Source organism: Candidatus Nitrosarchaeum limnium BG20 (assembly GCF_000241145.1).
Lineage (GTDB): Archaea > Thermoproteota > Nitrososphaeria > Nitrososphaerales > Nitrosopumilaceae > Nitrosarchaeum > Nitrosarchaeum limnae.
The window spans coordinates 1-4,311 of record NZ_AHJG01000200.1 but is presented as its reverse complement, the minus strand read 5'-3'; the positions used below and the strand labels follow the sequence as shown (position 1 = coordinate 4,311).

General features: G+C 30.0%; 5 protein-coding genes. 2 read left to right on the top strand and 3 right to left on the bottom strand.

Features of this window, described 5'->3' with window-relative positions:
- Window positions 1-2,008: STT3 domain-containing protein (locus tag BG20_RS07300; RefSeq protein WP_010192898.1), on the top strand; the 2,008-nt coding region annotated here is incomplete at its 5' end.
- 9 nt (window positions 2,009-2,017) lie between these two features.
- Here the strand turns inward: BG20_RS07300 and BG20_RS11940 are convergent.
- From BG20_RS11940 to cobO, 3 genes are read right to left on the bottom strand one after another with little or no spacing between them, the layout of a single operon-like run.
- A complete protein-coding gene (locus BG20_RS11940; RefSeq protein ID WP_010192896.1) occupies window positions 2,018-2,173 on the bottom strand; it encodes an RNA-protein complex protein Nop10 in 156 nt (51 codons plus the stop codon).
- Window position 2,174: 1 nt separating this feature from the next.
- Window positions 2,175-2,972: a translation initiation factor IF-2 subunit alpha gene (locus tag BG20_RS07295; protein ID WP_010192893.1), complete on the bottom strand. Its 798-nt coding sequence runs from the start codon at window positions 2,970-2,972 to the stop codon at window positions 2,175-2,177.
- A 40-nt stretch (window positions 2,973-3,012) separates the two neighbouring features.
- The gene (gene cobO, locus BG20_RS07290; RefSeq protein WP_010192891.1) at window positions 3,013-3,543 is read right to left on the bottom strand and encodes a cob(I)yrinic acid a,c-diamide adenosyltransferase; all 531 of its coding nucleotides are present in this window, start codon (window positions 3,541-3,543) and stop codon (window positions 3,013-3,015) included.
- 91 nt (window positions 3,544-3,634) lie between these two features.
- Between cobO and BG20_RS07285 the strand changes: the two genes are divergently transcribed.
- Window positions 3,635-4,311: cobyrinic acid a,c-diamide synthase CobB (locus BG20_RS07285; protein ID WP_010192888.1), on the top strand; the 677-nt coding region annotated here is incomplete at its 3' end.

Here is a 4,311-nt window from a genome sequence, read left to right as displayed (position 1 = left end):
ATGGGAATTAAATGAATTTGATCCGTTTTTCAATTATAGAGCCACACAATATATAATTGACAATGGAATAAATGCTTATTTCGAATGGAACGATAATTTAAGTTGGTATCCACACGGTAGAGATGTTTCCCAAACTTCACAAGTAATACTTCATTTAACTGCAGCTACAACTTATTGGATGTTTGGTGGAGGGATGCAACTTTATGATTTTACAGTTTTATTTCCTGTAGTTTTTGGTTCACTTAGTTGTATTGTAATTTTTGCATTGGTTAGAGTAATCGCTGGAACTTCTGCAGGATTATTTTCTGCATTGTTATTCTCAGTTTCATTACCGATGATACTGAGAGGTACAATAGGATGGTTCAAATCTGAACCTCTAGGAATATTTCTTGGTATTTTAGCACTTTACTTTTTGCTTAGTGGAATAAATTCTAAAAATCATAAAATTGCAATTATAAAATTAATTTCAGCAGGAATAGTTTTGCCTTTATCATTATCTGCATGGGGTGGAAGCCAATTTTTTATAATTCCAATTGGTATTTTCTTTTTTACATTACCCTTTTTCAGAACTGATCATAAATTTATCGTTTGGGCAATCCCACTCTTTACTGTTATGGTATTTTTAATATCTCTCAATTTTGAAAGATTATCTTTGGGGTTTCTCTTTGGTTTAGGTGGAGTATCATTACTCGTTCCAACTATTTTTCTAATATCTTGTATTTTTATTCAAAGAAAGAGCAGTGAAAACAAAAAAACTAGAAACGGCTTATTCTTTCTCATCTCTATTATGATCATTGGTACTGTGATTTTGATAATAAATGCTAATTCAGAATTTTTAGAACTTCCTAGTTATAGATATTTAAATGCAATTAATCCATTTTTGACTACTTCTATACCTCTAGTAGACTCTGTTGCAGAACATGCTAGTACAACAATCAGTCAATCTTTTTACTTTCACTCTATTCTAATGATTTTTGCAGGCTTAGGAATTTGGTTAATCATTAAAAATAACAAAACAAAAGAATCTAGTTTTATTAAAAATGATATGCTTTCATTTACATTAATTATCGGATTAATTGGAATATATGTTAGCTCTGCATTTGTCAGATTAGAGGTATTTGCCTCTTTATCTTTGATAATTCTTTCGTCAATCGGATTATCACTTCTAATCAAAGAAATTGTAAAAAATACAGAATATAAAAAAATGAAAAATTTAATTATTAAATCTTCATTCCTAGCAGGAATAATAATTCTTTTAATTATACCAATTACTTTTCCAACTTCCGGAAATTGGGTTTCAGCAGCAAAAGCACCTCCCACAATTCTAAATGGTGGTTCTTCTTATCCTGTAAGTACTGATGATTGGCTAGAAACAATGGAATGGATAAAAAATAATACTCCTAAAGATGCAGTCGTTGCTTCTTGGTGGGATTACGGATATTGGATATCTACATTGGGAGAAAGAGCAACAATTGCAGATAATTCTACATTAAGCACTGCAATAATTCATCAACTTGCAAAAATGTTGATGAGTTCTCCAGAGAAAGGTTGGAAAGTATTAATGGATATGCAAGCTGATTATGTAGTAGTTTTTGTTACAGGTCAAAGATTATCAGTTGATAATGGAGATCAACCTCTTTATGTATTACAAGGCGGAGGAGATGAATCAAAAAAACAGTGGTTTATTAGAATTGCAGAAGAACCTTTAGAGGATTATTTGTACAATGACGGTATCAGTGGCACTGATCGTTTTTGGAATGATACTTTACTTGGTCAAATGTTTCCATTTACTCCTTTAACATATGTGAATTTACAAACCCAACAACAATCTACAACATATCAACCTGGTTTCACTCCAATCTATATTAAAGACATCAAATATCCGTCTGATGGTAATGATCCATTACAACTAGTACATACATCTCCTAGTTTTAATGCAGAAAAAGGTCAACCAATAATTGGTGTATTTGTTTATAAAGTAAACAAAGAATTTGTTCCAATTAATTAATTCTATATTTTAATTATATCTTTCAGCTAATCTATATCTCATATATTTGTCATCTGGTGAGAATTTAGCTGGATGTGCAGAAACTGTTTCTTCATTACACAAAGGACATTTCTCCTTTAATGAATATCGATTACACTTTGAACATCTTCTTAATAGGAATCTCATCTTAATTCTCTCTTGTTTTTTTCGATTCTTCTCTAGTAAATTTGAATGAACCTTTCTTTTTTTCTATACTTTCTTGAATTTCAACTAGTATTGGTTTTAATGTTTTTTCAGCAGATTTGAAATCTTCTGAAGTGATGGATAATCTGTATTTTGGTGCACCCAAATATGTGATGTCTATAGTTGGATCCTTTTTTGTTGCATCTAAAAGTGCTTTTTTAATTATTTCAACTCCATCTGATTTATTATTTGTAATCTCCATGATTCCTCTAATCTCAACTGAAGGAAGTTTGATTTTAGAACAAATTTCTTCAATGACCGTTGCTGTTTTTTTAGGAATTTTTAATTCTTTTATTGATTCTATTCCATTTCTTCCAATCTCAATAAATGCATCATAAACAGAATCAAATTTTGAATAAATCATATCTTCTAATTTATCAATATCTTCATCTGAAAGTTTTCCTTTTTCTTTAACATTTTGTAGTAATGTCTTCCCTTTTTCAAATTTCTTGACCTCTTTTAATTTCTGTTTTTTCTGATCTTTTGATACTTGTTTTAACGAGAGATCTATGTCTCCTCTATCTTGATTTACTTTTTTTACTAGTAATACCTTTTTTTCTCCATCTTTTACAAATCTGCTGACTGATCTAATCCAACCTGGTGCTATTTCTGAAATATGCAAAAATCCTTGAATTCCATTATATTCATCTAAAGTGACATAAGCTCCGTGATCCATAACTTTAGTTATTGTAGCAAGAACGATTTCTCCTTGCTCTGGCATTTCTTGAACTTCAGTCGACATTTCTTCTAAATCCCCTCTTTGTATAATTTAATGTTGCTAGTTAGAAATCAATTCCTTTTTTTGCTTTTATTCCACGTTGAAATGGGTGTTTAATCTCTTTCATCTCTGTTACCAAGTCAGCCAATTCAATAATCTTGTCTTTAGCATAATTTCCAGTCAATATAAGATCTAATTTAGGCGGTTTTGTTTTAATCAAATTTATAACATCTTCAATTTTTACTAGACCTAAATTAATGGCATAATTAATTTCATCCAAAATTACAATATCATATTTTCCTGAATGGATTTTTTCTGTACTGATTTTAATTGCTTCTACTGCAATTCTTTCATGTTCTACTTTGGGACTCTTATCGTCTATTATACCAACAAATCCTTTTCCAATAGCAACCATTTCAAATTCAGGCTCTAATCTTTTCGATGAATACATCTCTCCATAATGCCATGATCCTTTGATAAATTGTATCATGCAAACTTTTTTTGCATATCCTGTAGCCCTTAATACAATTCCTAAGGCAGCAGTAGTCTTTCCTTTGCCTTTTCCTGTATATACAATAGTTAACCCATCATCCATAGAAAGTTCATGTGTTATCCAAGTAAAAACATTGAGTATTATTTAATTCAAATATATCAATTTAAATAAAAAACAATTCTAATCATTCGAATTGCAAATTCCTAGAATTACAATAGCAGGAGCCACTAGTGGAGTTGGAAAGACATCCATCACCTGTGCAATTATCTACGCTTTACAAAAAAAGGGTTTTTCAGTACAACCTTTCAAAGTCGGTCCTGATTACATTGATCCTAGCTATCTTTCAAGTATATCTAAACATGAAGCTTTTAATCTTGACGTTTGGTTAATGGGAAAAAATCAACTTTTGAACAGCTTTGTATCAAACTCAAATTCTGATATTTCTATAATTGAGGGAGTAATGGGATATTATGATGGATTTGGTGGTGATTCCAACTTTGCTAGTACTCATCATGTAGCATCAATAACAAAATCTCCTGTAATTTTGATATTAGATGCAAGCAAAACATCCAGATCAATTGCAGCAACAGCAATTGGATTTCAAAAATTTCATAGAAACTCAAGAATTATGGGAATAATCCTAAATAAAATTGGAAGTAAAAAACATGAAATTTTATGTAGAGAAGCACTTGAAATTACAAAACTCCCAATAATTGGAGTAATTTATAAAAACCTTGAATTAAATTTTGAATCTAGACATCTTGGATTAATTCCTGTGGGAGAAAAAAATCTTAAATCCAAAATTGAAAAAAATTCCAAAATAATTTCAGATTCGATTGATATTGAAAAAATTATTCAAATTATAAAAAA

Bases quoted from the DNA above. Each gene is read 5' to 3' on its own strand.
- cobO (WP_010192891.1), bottom strand. From the start codon at position 3,543: ATGGATGATGGGTTAACTATTGTATATACAGGAAAAGGCAAAGGAAAG.
- BG20_RS11940 (WP_010192896.1), bottom strand. From the start codon at position 2,173: ATGAGATTCCTATTAAGAAGATGTTCAAAGTGTAATCGATATTCATTA.
- BG20_RS07295 (WP_010192893.1), bottom strand. From the start codon at position 2,972: ATGTCGACTGAAGTTCAAGAAATGCCAGAGCAAGGAGAAATCGTTCTT.